The organism is Kribbella endophytica, from assembly GCF_054781295.1.
Genome location: NZ_BAAGUR010000006.1, coordinates 314,915 through 339,126 on the forward strand (window position 1 = coordinate 314,915; position 24,212 = coordinate 339,126).

General features: G+C 68.4%; 22 protein-coding genes. 16 read left to right on the forward strand and 6 right to left on the reverse strand.

The annotated features are described in order from the left end of the window. Positions 1 to 70 precede the first annotated feature (70 nt). A complete protein-coding gene (locus ACYVIO_RS39415; RefSeq protein WP_460656115.1) occupies positions 71 to 586 on the forward strand; it encodes a hypothetical protein in 516 nt (171 codons plus the stop codon). A gap of 22 nt (positions 587 to 608) precedes the next feature. On the opposite strand, the gene ACYVIO_RS39420 is transcribed toward ACYVIO_RS39415, so the two are convergent. Further along, positions 609 to 1,253: an alpha-ketoglutarate-dependent dioxygenase AlkB gene (locus ACYVIO_RS39420; protein ID WP_460656116.1), complete on the reverse strand. Its 645-nt coding sequence runs from the start codon at positions 1,251 to 1,253 to the stop codon at positions 609 to 611. Between the two features lie 175 nt (positions 1,254 to 1,428). Between ACYVIO_RS39420 and ACYVIO_RS39425 the strand changes: the two genes are divergently transcribed. The 5 genes from ACYVIO_RS39425 (at position 1,429) to ACYVIO_RS39445 (ending at position 5,497) form a co-directional block, all read left to right on the forward strand. Continuing rightward, complete coding sequence (locus ACYVIO_RS39425) at positions 1,429 to 2,763, forward strand: amidohydrolase (RefSeq protein ID WP_460656117.1); 1,335 nt, start codon at positions 1,429 to 1,431, stop codon at positions 2,761 to 2,763. 76 nt (positions 2,764 to 2,839) lie between these two features. Beyond that, positions 2,840 to 3,286: a hypothetical protein gene (locus ACYVIO_RS39430; protein ID WP_460656118.1), complete on the forward strand. Its 447-nt coding sequence runs from the start codon at positions 2,840 to 2,842 to the stop codon at positions 3,284 to 3,286. Next, complete coding sequence (locus ACYVIO_RS39435) at positions 3,276 to 3,782, forward strand: hypothetical protein (protein ID WP_460656119.1); 507 nt, start codon at positions 3,276 to 3,278, stop codon at positions 3,780 to 3,782. The genes ACYVIO_RS39430 and ACYVIO_RS39435 overlap by 11 nt, the downstream gene beginning before the upstream one ends. A 154-nt stretch (positions 3,783 to 3,936) precedes the next feature. After that, positions 3,937 to 4,530 (forward strand): dihydrofolate reductase family protein, encoded by a 594-nt coding sequence (locus ACYVIO_RS39440; protein ID WP_460656120.1) that lies wholly within the window; start codon positions 3,937 to 3,939, stop codon positions 4,528 to 4,530. Positions 4,531 to 4,606: 76 nt separating this feature from the next. Then, entirely contained in the window at positions 4,607 to 5,497 is an 891-nt protein-coding gene (locus ACYVIO_RS39445; protein ID WP_460656121.1) for an aminoglycoside phosphotransferase family protein, read from the forward strand. Between the two features lie 63 nt (positions 5,498 to 5,560). Here ACYVIO_RS39445 and ACYVIO_RS39450 read toward each other — a convergent pair whose 3' ends face one another. Further along, the gene (locus ACYVIO_RS39450) at positions 5,561 to 8,410 is read right to left on the reverse strand and encodes a S8 family serine peptidase (protein WP_460656122.1); all 2,850 of its coding nucleotides are present in this window, start codon (positions 8,408 to 8,410) and stop codon (positions 5,561 to 5,563) included. A 158-nt stretch (positions 8,411 to 8,568) separates the two neighbouring features. Here ACYVIO_RS39450 and ACYVIO_RS39455 point away from each other — a divergent pair, with 158 nt between their 5' ends. After that, a complete protein-coding gene (locus ACYVIO_RS39455; protein WP_460656123.1) occupies positions 8,569 to 8,910 on the forward strand; it encodes a YciI family protein in 342 nt (113 codons plus the stop codon). 80 nt (positions 8,911 to 8,990) lie between these two features. Next, a complete protein-coding gene (locus ACYVIO_RS39460) occupies positions 8,991 to 9,797 on the forward strand; it encodes a dienelactone hydrolase family protein (protein ID WP_460656124.1) in 807 nt (268 codons plus the stop codon). On the opposite strand, the gene ACYVIO_RS39465 is transcribed toward ACYVIO_RS39460, so the two are convergent. Both ACYVIO_RS39465 and ACYVIO_RS39470 read right to left on the reverse strand, forming a co-directional pair. Then, a complete protein-coding gene (locus ACYVIO_RS39465; RefSeq protein WP_460656125.1) occupies positions 9,798 to 11,015 on the reverse strand; it encodes an epoxide hydrolase family protein in 1,218 nt (405 codons plus the stop codon). A gap of 7 nt (positions 11,016 to 11,022) precedes the next feature. Beyond that, entirely contained in the window at positions 11,023 to 11,454 is a 432-nt protein-coding gene (locus ACYVIO_RS39470) for a MarR family winged helix-turn-helix transcriptional regulator (protein ID WP_460656126.1), read from the reverse strand. 334 nt (positions 11,455 to 11,788) lie between these two features. Here ACYVIO_RS39470 and ACYVIO_RS39475 point away from each other — a divergent pair, with 334 nt between their 5' ends. Beyond that, positions 11,789 to 12,871, forward strand: a complete 1,083-nt coding sequence (locus ACYVIO_RS39475) for a hypothetical protein (RefSeq protein WP_460656127.1) — start codon at positions 11,789 to 11,791, stop codon at positions 12,869 to 12,871. A gap of 9 nt (positions 12,872 to 12,880) precedes the next feature. On the opposite strand, the gene ACYVIO_RS39480 is transcribed toward ACYVIO_RS39475, so the two are convergent. Then, on the reverse strand, positions 12,881 to 13,759 hold the full coding sequence (locus tag ACYVIO_RS39480; protein WP_460656128.1) for an AraC family transcriptional regulator: 879 nt from the start codon (positions 13,757 to 13,759) through the stop codon (positions 12,881 to 12,883). A gap of 132 nt (positions 13,760 to 13,891) precedes the next feature. On the opposite strand from ACYVIO_RS39480, the gene ACYVIO_RS39485 reads away from it, so the two are divergent. Next, positions 13,892 to 14,965 carry an aldo/keto reductase gene (locus ACYVIO_RS39485; RefSeq protein WP_460656129.1) on the forward strand — a complete coding sequence of 358 codons (1,074 nt, stop codon included), beginning with the start codon at positions 13,892 to 13,894 and terminating at the stop codon, positions 14,963 to 14,965. 49 nt (positions 14,966 to 15,014) lie between these two features. On the opposite strand, the gene ACYVIO_RS39490 is transcribed toward ACYVIO_RS39485, so the two are convergent. Further along, positions 15,015 to 16,538, reverse strand: coding sequence for a glycoside hydrolase family 71/99-like protein (locus ACYVIO_RS39490; protein ID WP_460656130.1), 1,524 nt, complete (start codon positions 16,536 to 16,538; stop codon positions 15,015 to 15,017). Positions 16,539 to 16,754: 216 nt separating this feature from the next. On the opposite strand from ACYVIO_RS39490, the gene ACYVIO_RS39495 reads away from it, so the two are divergent. The 6 genes from ACYVIO_RS39495 to xylA are packed head-to-tail and all read left to right on the forward strand — an operon-like array spanning position 16,755 to position 24,111. Continuing rightward, a complete protein-coding gene (locus ACYVIO_RS39495) occupies positions 16,755 to 18,035 on the forward strand; it encodes an ROK family protein (protein WP_460656131.1) in 1,281 nt (426 codons plus the stop codon). A 38-nt stretch (positions 18,036 to 18,073) separates the two neighbouring features. Continuing rightward, entirely contained in the window at positions 18,074 to 19,582 is a 1,509-nt protein-coding gene (locus tag ACYVIO_RS39500) for a sugar ABC transporter ATP-binding protein (protein WP_460656132.1), read from the forward strand. After that, positions 19,582 to 20,676, forward strand: a complete 1,095-nt coding sequence (locus ACYVIO_RS39505; protein WP_460656133.1) for an ABC transporter permease — start codon at positions 19,582 to 19,584, stop codon at positions 20,674 to 20,676. The genes ACYVIO_RS39500 and ACYVIO_RS39505 overlap by 1 nt, the downstream gene beginning before the upstream one ends. A gap of 44 nt (positions 20,677 to 20,720) precedes the next feature. Further along, positions 20,721 to 21,773, forward strand: a complete 1,053-nt coding sequence (locus ACYVIO_RS39510) for a substrate-binding domain-containing protein (RefSeq protein ID WP_460656134.1) — start codon at positions 20,721 to 20,723, stop codon at positions 21,771 to 21,773. Between the two features lie 17 nt (positions 21,774 to 21,790). Beyond that, positions 21,791 to 22,954, forward strand: a complete 1,164-nt coding sequence (locus tag ACYVIO_RS39515; protein ID WP_460656135.1) for a Gfo/Idh/MocA family protein — start codon at positions 21,791 to 21,793, stop codon at positions 22,952 to 22,954. Continuing rightward, entirely contained in the window at positions 22,951 to 24,111 is a 1,161-nt protein-coding gene (xylA, locus tag ACYVIO_RS39520) for a xylose isomerase (RefSeq protein ID WP_460656136.1), read from the forward strand. Before ACYVIO_RS39515 ends, xylA begins: the two co-directional genes overlap by 4 nt. Positions 24,112 to 24,212 lie beyond the last annotated feature (101 nt).

Genomic DNA, 24,212 nt, shown 5'->3' on the forward strand with positions numbered 1-24,212 from the left:
GCCCTACTTGGGCCAATTTTCCCCTGTGGACAACCGCCGAACCAGGTCCCAACGACGGCATCTTCTAGGCATGACCTTCTTCGACCTCCCCCCGAACTGGCGCGACAGCCCCCTCACCAACCAGCCCCTGGCGACCAACGTCGCCGACCTCTACTCCACCGCCGGCGACCGCAGCCGAGGCGCCCTCACCCTCATCATCTGCGACGAAAAAGACCACTTCAAAGGAGCCATCGCCATCGACCTCCAGGACCTCATCCCGGACCCGCCGCCGACGAACTCACCCGCGCGCTCAGCGCCGCACCGGCCCCCAGCCACGACCAGTGCCTCTCGCTCCACCAGACGAGCCGCCGCCCTGCGCCCCGTAATCCGACCGCTACAGGTGTATCCCGGCGGCGCCCTAATCCTCACCCTCGGCCGCCGAGGCCCCTCGGTCACCACCACCTCCGACCGCGAATGGGCCGAAGGCGCCGCCCGAGCCTGCCGCTCCCTAGGAGTCCGCCTACTCGCCTTCTACATAGCCTCCCGAGACACCGTCTTCCCCGCCGACCTCACCACGTGCGCAGCCGACCTACCCACCGCAGCCTGACCAGGAGCGCCCTATGCCGTCTTCACCGCACCCCGCGCGGCCTGAACTGCACGCTGATCCGCGGCCCGATCCGCCCGGACGCCTTGGGGATCGCATGCTCCCAGGTCCGCTGGCAGGACCCACCCATCACGATCAGATCCCCGTGCCCCAACGGATACCGGAGCGTCGACCCAACCGGCCCACTGACGGACCCCGGCCGCGGCCGCAGCGCGAGCACCCGGGGCTCACCCACCGACAGGATCGCGACCATCGTGTCCTCGCGTTCCCCACGCCCGAGCTTGTCCCCGTGCCAGGCAACGCTGTCCCGCCCGTCGCGGTAGTAGCACAATCCAGCCGTCCGGAACGGCTCACCCAGCTCGTCCGCATAGTGCTCGCTCAGCATCTCCCGAGCCTCATCCAGGATCGGCAACGGCAACGCGGCACTCTCCCCGTAGAAGCACAGAAGCCGCGGCACCTCGACCACCCGGTCGTACATCTGCCGCCGCTCGTCCCGCCAAGGAACATCGACCGCCAGCCGCTCGTACACCTGATCGGCTCCCGACAACCACCCCGGCAGCACGTCGATCCATGCCCCGTGGCTCAGCTCCGTCCGCTGCAGCGCGTCCAGCGACCCCAGCTCCGGATCAGCGAACGCATCCAGCAAGGACGCTTGAAGGTCAGCACCCATACCGCCACTGTACCCGAGATTCGAACATATGTTCCCCTGACCGCGACCCCTCTCACGGACGCCCACGCCCACCTGAAACCAGTGGTGCCCATGAGGCGAATGAGGCGTCTCCCGCCCTGGCCCTCACCTACGAAAGACTGCCAACCCGGAAGCCGCGGACCGCATCGGAGCCCCCATGTCACCCTTGCTGATCCAGAACTGCTCGGTCCTCGTAGTCCCCGACACAGGGGAGTGCCGAGTCGACACCGCCCAGGACATCCTGATCACCAACGGCCAGATCACGTCGATCAACCCGACGGCCCCGCAGGCCCCAGCCGATGACCTCGAAATCCTCGACGCCACCGGCCTCCTAGCGGTCCCCGGCCTCACCAACGCCCACACCCACAGCCCCATGGTCATGATGCGAGGCGCCGCCGAGGACCTCTCCATCGACAACTGGTTCAACCAGAAGATCTGGCCCATGGAAATGAACCTCACCCCAGACCGCGTGAGAGCGGGAGCCCGCCTGGCCTGCGCCGAAATGCTCCTGGCCGGCGTCACCACCTTCGTAGACCACTACTTCCACGCCGACAAAATAGCCCAAGCCGCCGTCGAGCTAGGCATCCGAGCCGACCTGGCCCCCACCTTCTTCACCTCCACCGGCCCCGAGTCCCGCGAAGCCGCCTTCGACACCGCCCGCCAAATCCGTGCCCTAGGCAACAACCGCATCACCGCCAGCCTGGGCCCCCACGCCCCCTACACAGTCTCCGAAGAAGACCTGGCGCGCACCGCAGAAGTAGCCCGGTCCGAGAACTTCCGAATCCACCTCCACGCCGCCGAGACGATGGACCAAACCACCTCGTCCCAAACCCAACACGGCGCCACCCCCATCCAAATCCTCCACCGCACCGGCATCCTCGAGTCCGGCTCCCTCCTAGCCCACGCCTGCGGCCTCCTCGAAGAAGACCTGCCTCTCCTCCACGAGTACGCCGACCGCACCACGGTCGCCACCTGCCCCAAGGTCTACCTAAAACTAGCCATGGGCAACACCACCCCCATCAAGCAACTCCACTCCATCGGTATCCCAGTAGCCATCGGCACCGACGGCGCCGCAGTCCACAACACCCTCGACGTCTGGGAGTCCCTCCGCCTGACAGCCCTCACCGAAAAACACCAACAAAACAACGCCGAATGGCTGCCCGTCGATGACGCCCTCCGCCTAGCCACCCACAACGGCGCCAAAGCCTCAACCCACAACACCGGCACCCTGAACCCAGGCAGCCAAGCCGACATCACCCTGGTCGACCTCTCGTCCCCCCACAACCAACCCCTCCACAACCCCCTAGCCGCCCTCGTCTACTCAATCCGCCCCACAGACGTAGTCCACGTACTAGTAGACGGCCACCTGGTAGTAAAAAACCGAACCCTAACCACAGCAGACCTCACCGAAATCCTCACAAAAGCCAACGAGGTAGCCCACACCCTCGTAGACCTGACAAACCCCGGTGCCGTCCAGCACTACGACCCGTAACGCTTCAGCGGACCTGCGCCCGTCCGCCCCTCTATGCTTTTCCCGCCAGCTCCGCAGCCAACCCGCGGAAGGTGCCATGCCTCACCTGGACTTTCCCTTCACCCTCGATCGCCGTGTACAGCTCTGGTCCTACGAGATCTCACACAGCGTCCTGCTCCTCCGCGCGAACCAGACCGCCGACCTGAACACGCGGGTCGATTTCATGTTCCGCGTGGTCCACCTGATCCGCCTTCCTCACGCATTCGAGAACCTGACGATCTCGTTGCTCCCCGATGCCAAGTCGATCGATGCACCGGAGCTTTCGGACGGAGTTCCGGACGGGTACCAGCTTTACGGGCTGACATCCGCAGGAGCTCCCGCGCGTTCCTTCGTGCTGGCCGGCTCCTTCCACGTCTGCGAGGACACCCGCGACTTCGGCGACCCGACCTCACTAGGAGACCGCGCCGCAGAAGCCGACGCCCGCTGGAACGCGACGCACCACGCTCCCGCCGTGCGGACAGGACCTGACTCAGATGGGCACTGACCGACGCTTCGAGTGCCTGCTGTCGTCAGCAAAGCCCGGTTACGGCAGGGAGGCACTCCCGTCGTACCTCGACGGCAAGCTCCGCGACCTCCTGCTGAGCACCGCCGCCAACCTGTCGTACGACGACCTGAAGACCCTCATGCCACCAGGCGCCGACCGAGTCCTCTCGACGTTCGCCGAACGAGCCGCCTCCATCGCAGTCCGCCACGAAGCCCCCCAAGAAATCCAGGCCGGCGTGATAGCCACCGCAGTCGCCCTGGATCTCACCACCGATCCCCGCGAAGTACTCCCCGCCCTAGCCCTCCTGTATCGAGCCGGAGAACTGATCGACCACGACCCGATCCAGCAGTTCTCCGCAGCCAACGATCTGCTGGGTGGCCAGGCCCCCGAACTCACCAAATTCGTCCAGCGCACGCCCGCTGACAGGTCGATCCAGGCGATGGCCTACGTCGAAGGGACCGACCCCCAGGGGTTCAGGTTCCTGCGGACCTGGTGACACCGGACTCGTGATCGCGGTTCACGGCACCGATTCGAACAGTCGAAGCCAAGCTTCGAATGGTCCGCTGCGTGGCCTCCCGATTGGTTCTTCAGACCGGACCGGTGATCGTCGAGGATCTAGGGACAGACAACGAGAACAGCAGGAGGCTCCGATGACCACCGCACTTCCGGATACCGAACCGCAGACCGCCACCGGCAAGGTGCTCTGGCACTTCACGATGTCGCTCGACGGATTCATCGCCGGCCCGAATCACAGCATGGGCTGGATGGGCGGCATCACCAACCCGCGTCCCGACATCACCCAGGAGTACATGGACACCACCGGCGCCATCCTCGGCGGCCGGGACGGTTTCGAGGCTTTCCCCAACGCCGACTCCACCTACGACGGCGCTTGGCAAGCCCCCGTGTTCATCCTCACCCACCATCCCGAAGACGCCCCGCCCACGCCCAACACGACGTTCCTCAACTGCGACCTGGCTGAGGCGGTCCGGCTCAGTCTCGAAGCCGCAGGCGGGAAGAACGTAGAGGTTCTCTCGGCCTCGATCGGCCGCCAACTCCTCGCACTCGGCCTGCTCGACGAGATCGACCTGCACATCGCGCCCGTCCTGCTCGGCGACGGGATTCGCCTGTTCGACAACCCCGGCGGCTCGCCCGTCACCCTCCAACTGGTCAACGGCACCAACCCCACGGCCGAGATCAACGTCCGCTACCGCCCAGCCCCGGCCAACCAGCACCCAACAGCGTAAAAGGAGTGCCGGTTGTGATGACGGTCGTGTAGGTATGGGCCACATCGAACTGCTGGAAGGCCCCGCGAGAATGACCATGCACGACGACCAAGTGGACGTGACGACCGACATCGTCGCGACCTTGATCCACGAACAGTTCCCTCAGTGGAGCGGCGAGCAGATCCGGCTCCTGCCGTCGACCGGGACGGTCAACGCGATCTTCCGCATCGGGAACGAGCTCTCCGCACGTTTCCCGCTGCGTCTGACCGATCCAGCTGAGGCGCTGGCGGTTCTGGAACAGGAAGCCCAGGCGAGTGCAGAGCTGGTGCAGGTGTCGCGGTTCCCGGTCCCGGAGCCCGTCGCCTTAGGAAAGCCCGGAGCGGTTTACCCCATGCCATGGTCGGTCCAGACCTGGCTGCCGGGAACGATTGCCTTCGAGGCCGACCCGAGCGCTTCCGACGCATTCGCCGAAGACCTCGCGGCCTTCATCGCAGCCCTCCGGGGCGCCGACACGCGAGGGCGGCAGTTCAGTGGTGGAGGTCGCGGCGGCGTTCTCACTGACCACGACGAGTGGATGGCCAAGTGCTTCGAGGAGAGTGAGGGGCTGCTCGACGTACCCCGACTGCGCCAGCTGTGGAGCCAGCTCCGGGCGCTACCACGCACGAGCGCCGACGTGATGAGCCACGGCGACATGATCCCCGGCAACGTCCTAGTCACCGACGGCCGCCTCAGCGGCGTACTCGACACCGGCGGCTTCGGCCCGGCCGACCCCGCCCTGGATCTCGTCGGCGCCTGGCACCTGCTGCAGCACGGCCCGCGGGAAGTCCTCCGCCAAACGCTGGACTGTGACGACCTGGAGTGGGAACGCGGCAAGGCCTGGGCGTTCCAACAGGCGATGGGCGTCGTCTGGTACTACGTCGAAAGCAACCCGACGATGAGCACCATGGGCCGCCGGACCCTCGACCGCATCCTGAAGTCGACGGCCTGACGAACAACAGCAACGCGCCCCGCCCGGGAGCTCCCGGACGAGGCGCGTTGTGGCTGGATCAGGTCAGCTGACCGTGAAGCTCTTGCTGGGGCTGACTCCGGTGGCGTGGTCGCCGTCGGACTGGAAGACGACTCGGTAGGTGTAGCTGGCTCGGGCGGTGGGCTTGATGGAGAAGCCGTAGTTGCCCGTCGAGTTCAGCTTGGTCGACGTGATGGTCGTCCAGGTGGTGCCGGTGGAGCGCTGGAGGTAGACCGCCGAACCGGCGTGCTGCGGGCGGACGTAACCGTAGAACGTGGTCGAGGCGCCGAGTTTGATCGACGTCGCGGACAGGCTCGCGGTCAGGGTCGGACGGATGTCCGTCGTCCAGTTGCCGGTGCGGGAGCCGAGCAGCTCCGGCGAGCCGTTGTAGCCCCAGGCAAAGATCGTGGAGTACGTCGGCTGGTAGGTCACGGAGTACGTGCCGGTCGCGCTCGTCGTGACGCGGGTGATCTCGCGCCAGGTCGAGCTGTTCTTGTTCCGGCCGTACAGCGAGACCAGTACGCCGGCCAGCGGCGCCTTGGTGTCGACCCGTACGACGCTGCCGTTCAGCGTGACCTTGCCGCCGAAGTCGAGCGCGGTCGCGTTGCCGGTCATCGTCGTGTAGGTCCCGGTGAGGTTCGCCGCGACCGACGAGCTCCACTTGCCGCTGCGGTCCTTGACCCACGCGCGGAACGCGTAGCTCGTCGCGTTCGCCAGCCCGGTCGCCGTGGCGCTCGAGGCCGGACCCATGTACGCCGAGGTGCCGGTGTTCGGCGCCCCCGGAGCGACGGTGCCGGCGTTACGCCGTACGACGACCTGGTCGAGGTCGGTGATGCCCGGCAGCGTCCACTTCATCCCCGCGGCGGCGTACTGCCCCGTCACGGTGAAGTTGGTGATCGGCGCCGGCGCGACGTCGACGGTGCGGAAGAAGACGAAGTACGAGCCCGGCATCGTCGCGCCGTTGATGTCCTTCACTCCGCCGACGATCGCCCGGTACGGCGTGTTGTCCTGCAGCGTCGCGGTCGGGTCGATCGTGAGCTTCTTGGTCGCCGGGTCGTACGACGCGGTGCTCGGGACGACGGCGCCGGTCTTGCCGTGCAGCAGGCGGACCGTCGTCGACGTCACGCTCGCCGGAGCGAGCTCACGCTCGAACGTGAACGTGGGGGAGGCGGTCTGCGAAACGCCACCGGCCAGGTCGGCCGGGGAGGTGTCGCGGACCCAGTACCGCTCGCCGACCAGAGATCCGCCAGTGCTGCTGGCACCGACGGACAGCGTGTACGGACGGCTGTCGCGCGAGCCGTTGAAGTTGCTCACCTTGAAGTACGCACGCCCCGCGGGCAGCGTCAGCCGGACGGACTCGGCCTGCTTGTCGCCGATATCGCTGAAGCCGATGAGCTGGAGCTGGTCGTTGTAGATCGACAGGACCGGGTCGAGGTTCTGGGTCTGGGTGTCGGCGTGGTACTCCGGCGGAGTCAACGTCACCAGGACGTTGCGCGCGGTACCGGACTGCGCGGAGTACCAGTCCTCTTCGCCCTCGGTGCCGATCGCGCCGGTGATCGACGCGTGCGCCATCGCGGTCGCGCGAACCGGTACGTCGTTGCCGTCCGGGCCGGCGGCCCAGAACTCCGGGGCCCAGGTCGCGCCGAGCGCGTTCGCGGCGTCGAGGATGCCCGCGCCGTAGAACGGGTCACGGCCGCGAGGACCTGCGTCGCGGGCGGTGTTCTTGAGCTGCGCCTCGATCTGCGCCGGGGTCCAGCTCGGGTACTTGTTCCGCAGCATTGCCGCCACACCCGCCACGATCGGCGCCGAGAACGACGTCCCACTGGCGTTGGCGTAAGGCAGGTAACCCGGGTCGGTCAGCCGCCGCGGGTAGGCCGACATGATCTTCCAGCCCGGGGCAGCGAGATCAACGTTGTCGCCCCAGGAGCTGAACGTCACCAGGGCGCCGTTCGAGTCCGTGGCCCCCACCGAGATCACCTCGGGCAACGAACCCGGGTAGTGCGGCACGTTCGAGTACTCGTTGCCCGACGACACGACCACGACGATGCCCTTGGCAACGGCCGCCTTGATCGCGTTGTGCATGACGGCGTTGTAGCTGGGACCGCCGAGCGACATGTTGATCACCCGGGCGCCGTGCGACGCGGCCCAGTTGATGCCGTCGACGATCGCCGAGTCGCTGCCGCTGCCGTTGGCCTGCAGCACCTTGACCGGCAGGATGCGCGCGTTCCACGCGACCCCGGCGATACCTCGCGAGTCGTTGGTGCTCGCGGCGATGATGCCGGCGACCATCGTGCCGTGGTAGTGGTCGTCGTTGGTCGAGGCGTTCTTGGTGTACGCGTTGTAGCCGCTCAAGACTCGGCCGGCCAGCTCGGGGTGGCCGGCGTCGACACCGGTGTCCAGCACCGCGACCGTCTGGGCCCCCGCGGACTTGCTCAGGTCCCAGGCCTGCGGCATCCGGATCGTCGAGAGGTAGCCCTGGTCCGAGCGGTAGAACTGGTCGTTCGGCGTGGCATCGACATGACGCGTGTAGTCCAGTGACGCGGCCTCGACGCTCGGTTCGGCCTTCAGCTTCTTCAGCAGGTCGGCGGCGGGCGCGTTGCTGGACACGGTGACGAAATCACCGGTCGACAGCGAGGCGGCCTGGCGACTGTTGTGCTTGGCAAGCACCGTGCTCCGCGAAGCGGCGCTCGACTTCGCGGAGAACTTGACCATCACGGTGTGTGGGTCGAAGGTCTCCGGCGCGGTGCCCTTCGCGGGCGCGGCCGGCGCGGGCAGGTGGATGAACGCGGTCGGTTCGGCGGCGGTGACGCTCGACGAACTGAGCACGACCAGCCCGGACGCGACGAGCGCGGCCGGTAGGCCCAGTTTCAGGAGGTGGGACGGGCGGATGGGCATTGCAGGACCCCCCCAAGGGTCTCAGAGTGACATTCTGGGCGGAGTATGTCAGAGCTTGGGGACGGTTTCGGGGGCGCTGGGATGTCAATAGATGCAATGTTGTCCCGACGTTACCGGTGGGACGCCCAGCGGGGGCTGGTCCTGGGAAGAGGTTGGCGATGAAGTACATGCTGTTGATCCGGCCGGACGTCGAGTTCGTCGGGCCGATACCGGCGGAGATGGTGGCCGCGACCGAGGCGTGGGTGGCGGAGATGACCGCCCGCGGTGTGCGGCTGCACGGGGATGCGCTCCGGCCTGCATCGGAGGGGACCGGCGTGAGTCGGCGTCAGGGGCGGGTGGTGACGACCGACGGGCCGTTCGCGGAGGCGAAGGAGCAGATGGGTGGGTACGACATGATCGACTGCCGCGACCTGGACGAGGCGATCGAGATCGCCTCCAAGCACCCGGTCGCCGAGATCGGCGTGGTCGAGATCCGCGCGGTCAAGACGATGACCGAGTAGGACGACCCGGTACGACGTACGCAGGAACCGCGGCGCGCGGTTCTAGGGTGGAGGTCCCACCTGTTGAGGAGCGCGCGCCGATGGCTGATGGTTCTGCACCGAGGTCCGAGTTGTCCGGGTGGCGGAAGGCGCCGTTCACCGGGGGTGGGCTGACCTTCGACTGCTACGAGAAGGGGTCCGGGCCGGGCGTCGTACTGATTCCGGAGATTCCCGGGATCACGCCGGAGGTGCTCGGGCTGGCGGAGCACCTGGTCGCCGAGGGGTTCACGGTCGTCGTACCGTCGCCGTTCGGCACGCCTGGGCGCGAGGAGTCGGCCGGGTACGCCGTCGGCGTGTTCGCGCGGTTGTGTGTGTCGAAGGAGTTCCGGGCGTTCGCGGTCGACGCCGAGCGGCCGATCACGCGGTACCTGCGCGCAGTCGCCGCCGACCTGGCAGCCCGTACGCCGGGACGCGGCGTCGGCGTGATCGGTATGTGCTTCACCGGTGGGTTCGCGCTGGCGACGGCGGTGGACGACGTGGTGCGGGCGCCGGTGATGAGCCAGCCGGCGACGCCGTTCCCGCTGGGTGCTGCCCGGCGCCGCGATCCCGGCGTCTCGCAGCAGGAGCTGGAGCGCGTCGCCGAACGCACGCGCACCGACGGCCTCTGCGTCCTCGGCCTGCGCTTCACCAACGACCGCGCGGTCCCCGCCGAACGCTTCGCCACCCTGCGCGCAAGCCTCGGCGACGCGTTCGAGGTGATCGAACTGGACTCCAGCCCCGGCAACCCCGGCGGCTTCTCCAAGGGAGCCCACCAGGTCCTCACCGCCGAAGTCCGCGAGACCCCAGGCCACCAGGCGCTAGCAGCCCGCACCCGCATGGTCGAGTTCCTCCGCGAAAACCTGACCTGATCAGCGAAGGTCGCGGAAGGTTCGGCGTACATCCTCCGTCCACTCCGCCGGGATCTCCCAAGGAATGAAGTGCCCACCCCGCGGGTGACAAGTGATGTGAGTGTGGTTGTACCAATCCGCCCGATCGCCCGCCAGGAAGTTCGCGATGCGCTCCTCGCCCGACGAAACACCCGGCGGGTTCTCGTAGTCCACGAACGTGATCCCGGTCGGCGCCTCGACCACAGGCCATCGATCATGCGACGGCGTCCACGGGTAGCGGTTGTTGTTGGAGTACGTCCGCATCGACGTTTCGATCGAGTCGCCGACCCAGTAGATCGTCGCGTGCGTCAGCAACTCGTCCTTCGAGAACACGCTCAGCACGTCACCCCCGTCGTCCGACCACTTGTCCCACCGCTCGAGCAGCCACGCGAGCAGCCCAGCGGGGGAGTCCGACAGTCCAAAAGCGAGTGTCGACGGCGCAAGCATCTGCGCGGACAGGTGGACGGCGAAACGACGTTCCACCTCGAGGATTCGCGAGCGGATCTCGGAAGGGACATCAGAAGGGATCGCCCGCCCGCCGGTGATGTCCCACGCGCGCTCACCCTCGAAGAACGACAGCTTCAGCGCCGACCCGATGTGGATCCCGTACAACTCGTCGGCGTACTTGTGCCCGAGCTGCCCGGTCACCAGCGCGCCCACGTCGTTCCCCGCCGCGGCGTACCGCTCGTACCCCAGCACCTCCGTCATCAGCGAGTGCCACACGTCGGCCATCTTCCAGAAGTTCATGTCCGGCCGCTCCAGCGGCGTGGAGAACCCGAAGCCCGGCAGCGACGGCACGATCACGTCGAACGCGTCGGCCGGATCACCCCCGTACGACGCGGGGTCGGCGAGCCGGTCGATCACCTTCGACCAGTGCCAGAACGTCCACGGCCAGCCGTGACTCAGGATCAGCGGCACCGGCCGCGGCCCAACTCCCGCGCGACGCAGGAAGTGCACCGGCACACCGCCGACGTCGACGCGGTAGTTCTCGAAGCCGTTGATCGCGCTCTCCGCGGCTCTCCAGTCATACGACTCGGCCCAGTACGCGACCAGCTCCTGCAGCTCAGTACGCCGTACGCCGTAGTGCCCGTCCTCGTTGCCGGCGTCCAGCGGCCACTTCGTGGCACGCAGCCGAGCACGCAGATCGTCGAGCACCGAGTCGGCGATGTGGATCGGGGTCGGTTCGAGGGGGAAGGTCATCGTGTCCTCACAAGGTGGCGATCTCGGTCAGGCGTTTCAGGACCCGCGCGGAGTCGCTCAGGAGAGCGCGTTCTTCGTCGCTCAACTGGTCGACCAGTTCGGCCAGGCGCTCGACGCGGCTGACGCGGCGGGAGGCGACGATCGCCTGCCCGGCGTCGGTGAGCGAGAGCAGCACCGCGCGTCCGTCCCGCGGGTCCGGAGCGCGGGAGACCAGGCCGTCGCGTTCGAGCCTGGCGACCAGGCTGGTCAGAGCCGGCTGCTTGAGCTGCTCGGTGGCGGTCAGGTCGGTCAGCCGCAGCGGGCCCTGGCGCGCGAGCGTGTGCAGGACGGACAACGTGGAGAAGTTGAACCGGCGGACCGAGGGCAGCCGGATGAAGATCGTGGTGAAGTCCTCGATCGCGGTGGTCAGGTCGTCCAGGTCAGGCGTCGGTTCCGGCACGGCCAAGACCATATCAATTTTCGATGTAACTCAGAGCGGTGGCCGGGCGGGTGATTCCGCAGCGTGTAGTTACCGACACGTGCTGACGGCAAGTGTTAAAGACGTGTTGGGAATTCTCCCGGTGTGACTACTCCCTGAGCGGTGCGGGCATCGTTTCCGGTGGACGAGGTGTCTGACGCGCCAAGGCATTCACGGCGGGTTGCACCGGCTGGGGTCGTTGCTCTGCGCAAGGCTTGTTCAGCCCTGTGTGACGCTCGGTGATTTGCTCTGGTCGCACCCCCTGCGGGCATGGCACCATCGGCCACCGGGGAGACACGTCATCAGGGGGCGGCGAATGGCGAGAGCCAAGCGAGCGAACCGCGGCGACACCGAGAGGTCGCGCTGGTCGAACGGTACGGCGGACGCAGGCCACCAGGGAGAACCTGGGTGGGGCGCCCAGGTCGTCGTCGACGGCAATCAGCCTCGACCGAACGGTCCCGGTACGCCGGGCAACGGCTTCTTCGGCGACGACGGCGGCCCGGCGAACGGTGGGCCCGCGAACGGTGCGCCCGCAAACGGCGGGCCTGCGAACGGCGGTCCCGCAAGCGGTAGGCCCGCGAACGGCGGTCCTGGTGAGACCACCGCTCAGCCGACCGCCGAGGACAAGACGGGCGCCGGCGACAAGCCGGCCGGACCGCCCGGCAGGAAGCCCCCCGGCCAAGCGCCCGGGAGCACCACGGCCACGAGCAGAACGGCCGCGAGCAGGACGGACGAGACCGCCGGAGCCAAGACCGGTCAGGCCGCCGCAGCGAGAACAGGTGAGACCGCCCGAGTGAGCACGGTTGAGACGGCCGGCGTCAAGCCGCCCGAGAACGCGGGGGAGCGACCTCCCGAAACCCCCAGCTGGCAACAGATCGCCACAGCCAACGGGCGCCCGGTCGCGGTCGCCCCACGCCAGGCAGGATTCGGTACGCCGGTCCGCGTGGACGAGATCGCCCTGGCGGCGAAAGCCCTCTCCGAGGATCTGCTCGCCGCGACCCAGGGCATGCCCGAGTCGGTCGCGTCGCGTCAGCTACGGCGGGATCTCGACAACGCCGTCGAGACGTTCCGTGCGGTCGCCAGCGAGCTGCAGTCGACGGCCGGCAGCCTGGTCCGCCTCGCCGCGAGCGAAGGCCAGGTCTGTGGCGTGACGTGGGGCGTCTGCCCCGACCACGGCCTCACGCTGATGAACGTCGGCGACGTCGCCACCTGCCATGTCCTCGGCTGCCACCACGAGCAGCAGGGCCCGACCGAGCACTGCGCACAGCCCGTCGCCTACAAGGTCGTCGACGTCGCCGGCCCGGCGTTGTTCACCTGCGCCGGCCACGCCATCGCCTGCCGCCTCCACCTCGACGGCGCCGTCATCACCCTGGCCACCGACAGCCTGGAACTCCTCTGACAGCCCGGCCTACTCCTCAACGATCGCCATCGTCTGCAGCCGTACGGCGTCCCGTCCCGGCGGAGCGCCGTACATTCGCCGGTACTCACGGCTGAACTGCGACGGATTGTCGTACCCGACGGCGTAGCCGACGGCCGCAACATCGTGCGGCGCCGCCAGCAGCGCGAGCCGAGCCTTCTGCAGCCGGATCTGTTTCTGGTACTGCAGCGGGCTCATCGCCGTCACCGTGCGGAAGTGCCGGTTCAGCGACGAGACGCTGGTCCCGACTGCCGCCGCCAGATCCGCGATCCGGATCACCCGGTCGTACCGCTCCCTGATCCACGCGGTCGCCAGCGCGACCAGCGCCAGCCGGCTGTCCGCCGAACCGGCCTGCCGGATCAGCGCTGCCTGCGGACCGTTGAGCAACCACCAGTGGATCTCACGCCGTACGCCGGCCGACAGCACCTTCCGGTCCCGCGGTGAGTCCAGCAGCCGTGTCAGCCGGACCAGGGCGTCCAGCAGCCTGTCGTCCGCGTCGCTGACCGCGAGCCCCGGGCCGTCGTGCGGCCGGATCGCGGTCGGGCCGCCGTCGACCAGCAGTTGCGCGATCGTGGTGGGCTCGAGCCGGAGCCCCAGCGCGAGAAAAGGCGCCTGGACGATCCGCCCGGTCAGCGGAAGGTCGACGGTCACGACCGCCACCTGACCCGGCCCGTGCTGGAAGACGTGGTCGCCGAGAATCGTCTGCTTGACCCCCTGCACGACCAGCGTGAGCATCGGTTCGGAGACCGAGATCATCGGCTCGGTCACCCGGTGGGCGGCGAACACCAGTACGCCGTCGACCCACCGCGGCCGCATGTTGCCTCCGGCAAGCGACTCGATCCGGCGGCCGAGCTCGGGCAAGTGATCCATGGTTCGAGTGAAGCACACGCGGTCCACCGAAGTTGAGCCGATCGTGCAACCGATCGCCCGCATCGGTCTAGGGGCCGGCAGCTGAAGGCGATCCACTGGAGCTACCACTGAAAAGCCTGGAGGCTCGCACTCATGTCGCTCGATTCCTACCGCACCCTCGGTCGCTCCGGCCTGCGGGTCAGCCCGCTCACCCTGGGCACGATGACCTTCGGGGACGACTGGGGCTGGGGCAGCAGCCCTGAGGAGTCCACGAAGATCCTGGCGACGTACCTGGACCGCGGTGGGAACTCCGTCGACACCGCGAACCTCTACACCAACGGCCACTCCGAGCAGATCGTCGGCGACCACCTGCACGCCCGGTCGTCGCTGCGCGATCGCGTCGTCCTCGGGACCAAGTTCTTCGGCAACCTCTACCCGAAGGATCCGAACGGCGGCGGACCGGGCCGTAAGGCGATCGTGCAACAGCTCGAGAACTCGCTGCGCCGCCTGCGCACCGACTACGTCGACCTCTACTGGCTGCACAACTTCGACCCGGTCACGCCGGTCGAGGAGACCCTCCGCGCCCTCGACGACCTGGTGGCCGCCGGCAAGATCCGGTACGTCGGTTTCTCCGACGTACCGGCCTGGGCGACCGCGCAGGCGGCGACGATCGCGCAGCTGCGCGGCTGGTCGCCGATCATCGCGCTCCAGCTGGAGTACTCCCTGCTCGAGCGGACCTCCGAAGGTGAGCTGATCCCGATGGCCGAGGCGCTGGGGATGGGAGTCATGCCGTGGTCACCGCTCAAGGGCGGCTTCCTGTCCGGCAAGTACTCCAGCAGCGACGCCACCGAGGTCGACACCACCCGCGGACGGATGCCGAGCGAGGCGGAGTACGTCGTGATCGACGCCCTCAACGCCGTGGCCGAACAATCCGGTACGACGGCCGCCGAGATCGCGCTCTCCTGGGTGACCGGGCGGCCCGGCGTCACCTCCACCGTGATCGGAGCCCGCCGGATGGATCAGTTCGAGACCAACCTCGGCGCGCTGGACGTCACCCTCACCGACGCGCAGCGCACCACGCTCGACGAGGTCTCGGCCCCGACGCTGAACTTCCCCGCCGAGAACAACCGGGTGCTCGCCCCGAGCCTGCAGTTCGCCGGCGCCACCGTGGACGGCCGGACCTCGGCCGGCAACCCGTTGCTCGAGGCCAACGACACCCGCTACTGACGAGCGAGCCCGGCCTCAGACACCGATTGCTGAGGCCGGGTTCGAGAAGCTACGAGATCCGGCAGGACGTCAGGTGGTCGTTCGCGTTCGGGGACAGCGTCGTGAAGTTGGGCGTGTTCGACGACCACGTCCACGACTGCCCGCCGAAGTTGTCCTCGGCGTACGCCGTCACCGTCCACCCGGAGGGGATCCGCACCGACGAAGCCCAGTTGTCCTGCACGCCGGCCGCCTGCAGCTGTGCCCGCGTGTAGTTGCCCTTAGCAAGCGCCGCACCCGCCGTACCGAGGTAGTCGACGTGCTCGAAGAACACCACCCCGCCCGTTCCCTGCGAAGGCATCGGCTGCGTCGGCCGGTTCGGGGTCACGGCGATCTGCCCCTTGAACATCCGCCCGCCGTCGTTGGTCAGCCGCAGGTAGTAGTCCGAGGAGCACGCCGTACCGTCCTCGTCGAGTGCCCGAATCCCTGACCCGTTAGGGATGAAGGCCGAGCTCTCGGCGGTCTTGGCGATCTGGTTGCCCTCGTTGTACTCGTCGAACATCGAGATGTACATGCCCTGCACGCCGACCCGGGTCAGGTTGTAGAACTGCCGCCACATCAGGTCGCCGTGCCGCCGGTGACCGGACTGCAGATCACCCGGGATCACGCACGGCTGATAGTCGATCCCGAACGCGTTGCAGTCGGCCTGGTCCTGCTGGTTCACGTTGTTGTAGTAGTGATCCGCGCCGGCGACGTCCTGGATGCGGCCGACCATCCACGGCGACAGCATGTTGAACGCGTGGTAGACGTCCAGGTAGCCGGCCCGCGAGTCCTCGACCCCACGCCGCCAGTGCGTCGGCACGCCACCGATCACGTAGCAGCCCTGGCTCTTGAACCAGTTCACGACGTCCAGGCAGACCGAGGCCGGCCACGCCTTGTTCGCCTCGTCGAAGCCGAAGCCCCAGATGCAGACGACCGGTTTCCCGTTCTGCTTCGCGTACGCCGGGGACGACGTGTACGCGCGCATCTTGTTCGTCCAGTCCTGCTTCATCTCCGACTGCATGTTCTGCCACGCGGTCGCGTCGTACATGATGTAGAACTTCCGCCCGTACTGCTCGGCGGCCTGGCGCACCTTCGCGGCCATCGCGTCGCGGGTCGGGCCCTCGCCGCCGAACGGGTTGAACCGCTGCAGCGCCGCGGTGTCGCAGCCGTTCTGCTGCATCCACTGGAAGTGCGTGTTCACCGTCTGCTGGTCGTACGACGAGAACAGCTTCGCGGGCTGGCCGTTGCCGAGGTTCGCGTACGCCGTCTGGTACGTCGCCGTGTAGTCGCGGACGTCCGGCCAACTGCCGAGCGCGTTGTTGGTCGGTGAGGGCGGCTGGCCCCAGTTGCTGCTCCAGTGCCACCAGCCGTTGATCGGGGCGCCGTCGCCGGCGCAGGCGAACCAGCCCTGGTAGCCGACGGTGATCTTGCCGACCACGTCGCCGGGCGGACTGGCGGAGGCCGCCGCGGAGGCGGAGAGAGCGGTTCCGGCCGACGAGGCGGCGGCCGCTGCGGCCGCGGAGGCGGCCAGGAAGGTACGTCGTGTGAGTGCCATGTGTGCAGGCTCCTGGTGGGGGCGGGACAGGACTGCGGAGAGTGGCCGCAAAATATCAACAAACCGATGAAAGACCAAGACCAGAAATCTCTTACGGCTGACATCTTGACGCCGCGTGACCCTGTACTTAGTTTGTTGGCTCAACAGACAAAGTCTGTGACCGGCGTCACAACGCCGGTGCCGTTCTCCTGTCGGGGGAGAAGGGGTGGGGGTTCTGTGACGTTGACCGACGGCAGTCGGCCGGGCGGTGGAGTGGTTGCCGCCGACCACGTTTCGCTGCGCCGCAACAACCTCTCCGTCGTGCTGCGGCACGTCCGGTCCGAGGGCCCGAAGTCACGGGCCCGGATCGCCGCGGACACCGGCCTGAACAAGGCCACCGTCTCCAGCCTGGTGGCCGAGCTCGTCGAGCGCGGTCTGCTCCGGGAGGGCCGGGCCGAGTCCGAGCGCGGCGCGCTTGGTCGCCCTGGGCAACTGGTCGAGCTCGACGGCAGTGCGGTCTGCGGCGTCGGAGCCGAGATCAACGTCGACTACCTCGCCGTCACCGCGCTCGACCTCAGCGGCGACACCGTGATCGAACGCCGGGTCCCGCTCGACGTCGCCCACCTCGAACCCGGTACGACGCTCGACCACCTGGCCGAGCTGGTCCAGGACGCCGTGACCGCGGTCAACGCGCGCGGCGGCCAGACCGCCGGCGTGACGCTGGCGGCGCCGGGCCTGGTGCAGAGCACGACCGGTTCGCTCAAGCTCGCGCCGAACCTGGGCTGGGGTGAGCTGGAGATCGTCGACGAGATGCGCGAGCGGCTCGGCGGTCCGGCGTACGCCGTGCGCGTGGACAACGAGGCGAACCTGGCCGCGCTGGCGGCGTACTCGGAACTGCGCAAGGAAGCCGGGAGCCAGGTCGAGGACATCGTCCTGCTGACCGGCGCGATCGGTGTCGGTGGCGGCATGGTCGCCGGCGGGCACCTGCTGCGCGGCGGCCGCGGGTTCAGTGGCGAGGTCGGGCACATGCCGGTCGCGCCGGCCGGCGGGATCTGCGGCTGCGGCCGGACCGGTTGCTGGGAGACCGTCGTCGGGCTCACAGCCCTTCTGAACAAGGCGACCGACGCCGACGACCCGGTCCGGGACCCGTCGCTGGACGTCGAGCAGCGCCTCGCGGAGATCACGCGCCGGGCCGAGGCTGGGGGAGCGCGGACGCTGCGCGCTCTCGCCGAGGTCGGGACCTGGCTGGGCATCGGCGGCGCGATTCTGGTGAACATCCTGAACCCGGACGTCCTGGTGCTCGGCGGGTACTTCGCCGTCCTCGGCCCCTGGCTGAAGGAACCGTTGGAGAACGCGATCCGCGACCGCGTGATCGCTCCCGACGGCGGCGGCTGCCGCGTCGTGCAGTCCGAGCTCGGGTTCACCGCGGCGGTCCGGGGCGGGGCGCAGATCTCGCTCGACCAGGTCTTCCTGGACCCGACGCTGATCGGCCGCGAGGCCACCGGAGTCGCGCAATGAGCAGTCAATCCACCGGGGTGAGCAGGAAAGGTGATGGGGTGGCCGACGAAGAACTGTTGCGGATGATCGGGATCGTGAAGGAGTTTCCCGGTGTCCGGGCGCTGGACGGCGTCGATCTCGACGTACGCCGGGGGGAGGTGCACTGCCTGCTCGGCCAGAACGGCGCCGGCAAGTCGACGCTGATCCGGGTGCTGACCGGCGCGCACCAGCCGGACGAGGGCACGATCGTTGTCAACGGCAACGAGGTCGCGCTGAACAGCCCGACCGCCGCGATCGATCTCGGCATCGCCGCGATCTACCAGGAGCTCGACCTGGTGCCCGACCTGACGGTCGCCGAGAACGTGTTCCTCGGTCACGAGCCGGCCCGGTTCGGGCTGACCCGGCGGCACGAGGCGAACACCAAGGCCCGCGAGCTGCTCAAGGGGCTCGGCCACGGTGAGATCCCCGTCGGCCGCACGGTCGGGCTGCTCCCGGCCGCGGGCCAGCAGGTGGTGAGCATGGCCAGAGCGCTCTCCCGCGAGGCTCAGCTGATCGTGATGGACGAGCCGTCCGCCGTACTGGACTCCGAAGAGGTCGGCAACCTGTTCCGCGTGATCCGCGACCTGACCGCCCGCGGCGTCGCGGTCATCTACATCTCGCACCGGCTGGAAGAGATCCGCGAGATCGGTGACCGGGTCACCGTGCTCAAGGACGGCGCCACCGTCGCCACCGGCCTGGACGCGCGCCAGACACCGACGTCCGAGCTGATCCGCCTGATGACCGGCCGCTCGATCGAGTACGTGTTCCCGCCCCGGGCCACCCTCCCGAAGGACGCGCAGACGGTGCTCGAGGTGACCGGCCTGTCCCGGCCGCGCGAGTTCGAGGACATCGGCTTCGAGGTGAAGGCCGGCGAGATCCTCGGCTTCGCCGGGCTGGTCGGATCGGGGCGTTCCGAAGTACTGGAGACCGTGTACGGCGCACGCAAGGCCGCGACCGGGGAGGTACGCGTCGACGGCGTCACGCTGCGGCCGGGCCGGGTCCAGGCCGCGGTGAAAGCCGGCGTCGGACTCGCACCCGAGGAGCGCAAGAGCCAGGCGCTGCTGCTCGACGAAGCGGTCTACAAGAACATCACGGTCTCGACCATGCAGCGGTTCGCCAGCGGCGGGTTCCTCAACGGGCATGCCGAGAAGAAGGCGGCCGAGGAACTCACCAAGGCGCTCGACGTACGGCCTCCTGGGGTCGAGCACCCGGTCCGCAACCTGTCCGGCGGCAACCAGCAGAAGGTCGTCCTGGCCCGCTGGCTGCTCCGCGACTGCCGGGTGCTGCTGCTCGACGAACCGACCCGAGGGGTCGACGTCGGGGCGCGGTCGGAGATCTACGCGCTGATCCGCAAGCTGGCCGCGAACGGTGTCGCGATCGTGCTGGTCTCCAGTGAGGTCGAAGAAGTGCTCGGTCTGGCCGACCGGGTCGTGGTGATGCGGGAGGGGCGGGCCGTGCACACCGGTCCCGCGCACGAAATCGACGAGCACCGGGTGCTCGACCTGGTGATGGAAGGAAGTGCCGTGTGATGAGTGAGGAAGTCGCACGACCGGAGACGGCAACAGCAAGTGGGGACAAGGTGCAGGACGCGGTACCGACCACCGCGTCGACCCAGTCCACCACCCGCCAGCCCGGCGCGCCACGCAACGGCGGGGGAGTGGCGAGCGTCCTGCGCACCGGCATGGGCCGCAACGTCGGACTCGTCGTCGCACTGGTCCTGCTCTGCATCGTCGGGGTCATCACCGCCGGCGACACCTTCGCCACCAGCGCCAACCTGCTCACCATCCTGCGGCTGGCCGCGGTGGTCGGTGTGGTCAGCATCGGGATGACCTTCGTCATCACCGGCGGCGGGATCGACCTGTCGGTCGGCGCGATGCTCGCGCTGGCCTCGGTCTGGGCGACCACCCTGGCCACCCAGCAGATGGCCGCCGACTACGGCGTGATCTTCATGGTCTCGACGGCTCTCCTGGTGGGTGCCGCCTGCGGTCTGGTCAACGGCCTGCTCGTTGCCTACGGCAAGGTCGTGCCGTTCATCGCGACGCTGGCGATGCTGGCCGGAGCGCGCGGTCTGGCCGAGATCATCTCCGACCGCAAGACCCAGATCATCACCGTCAACCCGTTCCTCGACTTCTTCGGTGGCTCGTTCATCGGCGTACCGGTCCTGGTCTGGATGTTCGTGATCGTCGCCGCGCTCGGCTGGGTCCTGCTCAACCGGACCACGTTCGGCCGCCGGACGTTCGCGGTCGGCGGCAACGCCGAAGCGGCCCGCCTGGCCGGCATCAAGGTCCAGCGGCACACCGTCGCGCTCTACGTCCTCGCGGGCCTGTGCTGCGGCATCGCCGCCGTCATGCTGATGGCCCGTACGACGACCGGCAGCTCGACCCACGGCCAGCTGTACGAGCTGGACGCGATCGCGGCGGTGGTGATCGGCGGCACGCTGCTGTCCGGCGGCCGCGGCACGATCGTCGGCACTGTGTTCGGCGTCCTGATCTTCACGACCCTGAACAACGTCTTCACCCTGAACAACCTGAGCATCTCCGCGCAGTCGGTGGCGAAGGGCCTGATCATCGTGATCGCGGTCCTCCTCCAGCAGCGCCTGGCCGCCCGCGCCACCACACCATGAGTTTCGTAACCCCTGTAGAGCAGTTCGCACATTGGAGGACGATGATGTCCGCACGACCCGCGCGGTTCCTGAAGGTTGCCGGTATCGCCGGCCTGAGCTCGCTGGCGCTGATCGCCTGCACCAGCAACACCCCGGAGGCCGAGAAGACCTCCGACACCGGCGCCACCCAGGCCGTCGCCGGTGGCAAGAACGACGAACCGGGCAAGAAGGTCAAGATCGGCTTCTCCGCACCGGCCGCCGACCACGGCTGGATGGGCGCGATCACCAAGGCCACCCAGGCCGAGGCGAAGAAGTTCTCCGACGTCGAGCTGGTGGTGGCCGAGGGCACCAACGACGTCAACCTGCAGATCAGCCAGGTGGAGACCTTCATCAACCAGAAGGTCGACGCGATCGTGCTGCTGCCGTTCGACGGCGCCGCGCTGACCGCGGTCGCCACCAAGGCGATGGACGCCGGCATCATCGTGGTCAACGTCGACCGCGAGTTCGGCAGCACCTTCGCCGCCCGGACCACCGTGCTCGGTGACAACAAGGGCATGGGCGTCTCGGCCGGCACCTACATCTGTCAGGAGCTGAAGGGCAAGGCCGACGCGGTGGTCGCCGAGATCGCCGGCATCGACTCGCTGCCGCTGACCCAGGCCCGCAGCCAGGGCTTCAAGGAAGCGCTCGCGGACTGTGGCCTGAAGGTCAGCAACCGCGTCCCCGCCGAGTTCACCGTCGAGTCCGGTGAGAAGGCCGCCGCGAACCTGCTCCAGGCCGCGCCGAAGATCGACGCGATCTGGAACCACGACGACGACCAGGGCGTCGGCGTGCTGGCCGCGATCAAGAACTCCGGCCGCAAGGAGTTCTTCATGGTCGGCGGTGCCGGCTCGGCGAACGTGATGCGCGACATCAAGGCCGGCAACACGGTGATGCGGGCCACCGTCATCTACCCGTCCACCCAGGGCGCCGACGGCGTCCGGCTGGCCCGCCTGCTGGTGCAGAAGAAGTCGCTCGGTGACCTGGTCGAGGTCGAGGTCCCGCGCACCGTCCAGCTGTTCGCGCCGGTCGTCACCAAGGACAACGTGGACCAGTACCTCCCGACTGCCTTCGAGAGCTGAGAAAGGGAACACACGGTATGACGAACCTGGGCATCGGCCTGATCGGCTACGCCTTCATGGGAGCCGCCCACTCGCAGGCCTGGCGCAACGCACCGCGCTTCTTCGACCTGCCGCTGCACCCGGACCTCAACGTCCTGTGCGGCCGCAACGACGAAGCGGTGCGGGCGGCAGCCGGCAAGCTCGGCTGGAGCACGACCGAGACGGACTGGCGCGCGCTGCTGCAGCGTGACGACGTCCAGCTGGTCGACGTCTGTACGCCGGGTGACAGCCACGCCGAGATCGCGATCGCCGCGCTCGAGGCCGGCAAGCACGTGCTCTGCGAGAAGCCCCTGGCCAACACCGTCGCGGAAGCCGAGGCGATGGCCGCCGCGGCGGCGAAGGCGGCGGCCAACGGGGTCAGGTCGATGGTCGGGTTCACCTACCGGCGGGTCCCGGCGATCGCGCTGGCCCGCAAGCTCGTGGCCGAGGGCAAGCTCGGCACCGTCCGGCACGTCCGGGCGCAGTACCTGCAGGACTGGATCGCCGACCCCGAGGCGCCGCTGTCGTGGCGCCTCGACAAGGAGAAGGCCGGCTCCGGCGCGCTGGGTGACATCGGCGCGCACATCGTCGACCTGACCCAGTTCATCACCGGCGACCGGATCGCCGAGGTCAGCGGCCGGCTGGAGACGTTCGTCAAGGAGCGTCCCAAGGCCGAGGCGCACAGCGGCCTGTCCGGTACGGCGAGCGCCGAGCGCGGCCCGGTCACCGTGGACGACGCGGCGGTGTTCATCGCGAACTTCCGCAGCGGCGCCCTCGGTGTCTTCGAGGCGACCCGGTTCGCCACCGGCCGCAAGAACGCGATCCGGATCGAGATCAACGGGTCGTTGGGCAGCCTGGCCTTCGACTTCGAGGACATGAACCTCCTCCACTACTACGACGCGACCGAGGACCCCGAGACCGCGGGGTTCCGGCGCATCCTCGCGACCGAGCCCGTGCACCCGTACGTCGCCGCCTGGTGGCCGCCCGGCCACCTGCTCGGCTACGAGCACGGCTTCACCCACCAAGTGGTCGATCTCGTCACGGCGATCGCCGAGGGCAAGGACCCGGAGCCGTCGTTCGCCGACGGCCTGCAGGTCCAGCGTGTGCTCGCGGCCGTCGAGGACAGCTCGAACTCCCGACAATGGCAGGAGATTGCTGAATGAACGCGTACACCCCGAGCAAGGCCGACAAGTTCTCGTTCGGACTGTGGACGGTCGGCTGGGAAGGCGTCGACGTCTTCGGTACGGCGGTCCGCGCGCCGCTCGACCCGGTGCTGGCGGTCGAGAAGCTCGCCGAGCTGGGCGCCGCCGCGGTCTCCTTCCACGACGACGACCTGGTCCCGGACGACGCGCAGCGCCAGGCGGTGCTCGCGCGGTTCGGCAAGGCGCTGGCCGACACCGGCCTGGTCGTCGAGATGGCCACCACGAACCTGTTCGCCCACCCGGTCTTCAAGGACGGCGGCCTGACCGCCAACGACCGTGACGTCCGCCGCTACGCGCTGGCCAAGATCCTGCGCAACGTCGACCTGGCCGCCGAGCTCGGCGCCACGACGTACGTGCTGTGGGGAGGCCGTGAGGGCTCGGAGTCCGGCGGTTCGAAGGACGTCCGGGCCGCGATGGACCGGTACAAGGAGTCGATGGACCTGCTCACGTCGTACGTGCGTGACCAGGGCTACGACCTGCGGTTCGCGCTGGAGCCGAAGCCGAACGAGCCGCGCGGTGACATCCTGCTGCCGACCATCGGGCACGCGATCGCCTTCATCAACGACCTCGAGCACCCGGACATGGTCGGGATCAACCCCGAGGTCGGGCACGAGCAGATGGCGGGCCTGAACTACGCGCACGGGATCGCCCAGGCGCTGTGGCACGGCAAGCTGTTCCACATCGACCTCAACGGGCAGCACGGGCCGCGCTTCGACCAGGACCTGCGTTTCGGCGCCGGCAACCTGCGGGAGGCGTTCTGGACCGTCGACGTGCTGCAGGGTGCCGAAGGGCAGCCCGGGTACGACGGCTACGTCCACTTCGACTACAAGCCGCCGCGCACCGAGGACCTGGAAGGCGTCTGGGAGACCGCGCGCGGCTGCATGCGCAACTACCTGATCCTGCGCGAGAAGGTGGCCGCGTTCCGGGCCGACCCCGAGGTCCAGGAAGCCCTGTCCGTGGCCCGCGTCGCGGACCTGTCCCAGCCGACGCTCGGCGCGGGGGAGTCCCTCGACGAGTTGCGCAAGGCGACCTACGACCCCGAAGCACTGGCGGCTCGTGGCCTCGGCTTCGAGAAGCTCGACCAGCTCGCCATGGACCACCTGCTCGGCGTCCGCTGACGCACCTCTGCAAGGAATAGCTGTACCAGGGCCGACGCCCGGGGACCCGCCCCGGAAACCGATGGAGCGCGCACCTTATCCGACCCATAAGGAGCACCCTC

Bases quoted from the DNA above. Each gene is read 5' to 3' on its own strand.
- ACYVIO_RS39460 (WP_460656124.1), top strand. From the start codon at position 8,991: ATGGCTGATGGTTCTGCACCGAGGTCCGAGTTGTCCGGGTGGCGGAAG.
- ACYVIO_RS39440 (WP_460656120.1), top strand. From the start codon at position 3,937: ATGACCACCGCACTTCCGGATACCGAACCGCAGACCGCCACCGGCAAG.
- ACYVIO_RS39480 (WP_460656128.1), bottom strand. From the start codon at position 13,759: ATGGATCACTTGCCCGAGCTCGGCCGCCGGATCGAGTCGCTTGCCGGA.
- ACYVIO_RS39450 (WP_460656122.1), bottom strand. From the start codon at position 8,410: ATGCCCATCCGCCCGTCCCACCTCCTGAAACTGGGCCTACCGGCCGCG.
- ACYVIO_RS39465 (WP_460656125.1), bottom strand. From the start codon at position 11,015: ATGACCTTCCCCCTCGAACCGACCCCGATCCACATCGCCGACTCGGTG.
- ACYVIO_RS39475 (WP_460656127.1), top strand. From the start codon at position 11,789: ATGGCGAGAGCCAAGCGAGCGAACCGCGGCGACACCGAGAGGTCGCGC.
- ACYVIO_RS39515 (WP_460656135.1), top strand. From the start codon at position 21,791: ATGACGAACCTGGGCATCGGCCTGATCGGCTACGCCTTCATGGGAGCC.
- ACYVIO_RS39455 (WP_460656123.1), top strand. From the start codon at position 8,569: ATGAAGTACATGCTGTTGATCCGGCCGGACGTCGAGTTCGTCGGGCCG.
- ACYVIO_RS39445 (WP_460656121.1), top strand. From the start codon at position 4,607: ATGCACGACGACCAAGTGGACGTGACGACCGACATCGTCGCGACCTTG.
- ACYVIO_RS39420 (WP_460656116.1), bottom strand. From the start codon at position 1,253: ATGGGTGCTGACCTTCAAGCGTCCTTGCTGGATGCGTTCGCTGATCCG.
- ACYVIO_RS39490 (WP_460656130.1), bottom strand. From the start codon at position 16,538: ATGGCACTCACACGACGTACCTTCCTGGCCGCCTCCGCGGCCGCAGCG.
- ACYVIO_RS39510 (WP_460656134.1), top strand. From the start codon at position 20,721: ATGTCCGCACGACCCGCGCGGTTCCTGAAGGTTGCCGGTATCGCCGGC.
- ACYVIO_RS39485 (WP_460656129.1), top strand. From the start codon at position 13,892: ATGTCGCTCGATTCCTACCGCACCCTCGGTCGCTCCGGCCTGCGGGTC.
- ACYVIO_RS39505 (WP_460656133.1), top strand. From the start codon at position 19,582: ATGAGTGAGGAAGTCGCACGACCGGAGACGGCAACAGCAAGTGGGGAC.
- ACYVIO_RS39435 (WP_460656119.1), top strand. From the start codon at position 3,276: ATGGGCACTGACCGACGCTTCGAGTGCCTGCTGTCGTCAGCAAAGCCC.
- ACYVIO_RS39415 (WP_460656115.1), top strand. From the start codon at position 71: ATGACCTTCTTCGACCTCCCCCCGAACTGGCGCGACAGCCCCCTCACC.
- xylA (WP_460656136.1), top strand. From the start codon at position 22,951: ATGAACGCGTACACCCCGAGCAAGGCCGACAAGTTCTCGTTCGGACTG.
- ACYVIO_RS39430 (WP_460656118.1), top strand. From the start codon at position 2,840: ATGCCTCACCTGGACTTTCCCTTCACCCTCGATCGCCGTGTACAGCTC.
- ACYVIO_RS39425 (WP_460656117.1), top strand. From the start codon at position 1,429: ATGTCACCCTTGCTGATCCAGAACTGCTCGGTCCTCGTAGTCCCCGAC.